This is a genomic window from Exiguobacterium sp. HSB13 (assembly GCF_056764755.1).
Genome location: NZ_JBUZOM010000046.1, coordinates 1 through 453 on the forward strand (window position 1 = coordinate 1; position 453 = coordinate 453).

1 rRNA gene is annotated in these 453 nt (G+C 48.6%); it reads right to left on the bottom strand.

What is annotated here, in order from left to right:
* A 23S ribosomal RNA gene (locus tag ACZGCQ_RS16985) occupies window positions 1–359 on the bottom strand; the annotation flags it as partial.
* Window positions 360–453 lie beyond the last annotated feature (94 nt).

Here is a 453-nt window from a genome sequence, read left to right on the forward strand (position 1 = left end):
GACCTTTCCAGGTCCTTCACCTACTGTCTTCCTTTTTGACTCCGTATAGAGTGTCCTACAACCCCGAAGAGCATGCTCTTCGGTTTGGGCTGTTCCCGTTTCGCTCGCCGCTACTCAGGGAATCGCATTTGCTTTCTCTTCCTCCGGGTACTTAGATGTTTCAGTTCCCCGGGTCTGCCTCACGCTACACTATGTATTCATGTAACATGTCCCATCCCATTACAGATGGTGGGTTCCCCCATTCGGAAATCTTCGGATCAAAGCATACTTACTGCTCCCCGAAGCATATCGCTGTTCGTCGCGTCCTTCATCGGCTCCTAGTGCCAAGGCATCCACCGTACGCCCTTCATACCTTGATCTAGCGTTGGTATTCTAAGAACACACGTCTTAAATGACATGGTTAATTAAAAGTTTGATGTCTTGTTGATGTCTTCAGTTTTCAAGGTGCGAGTG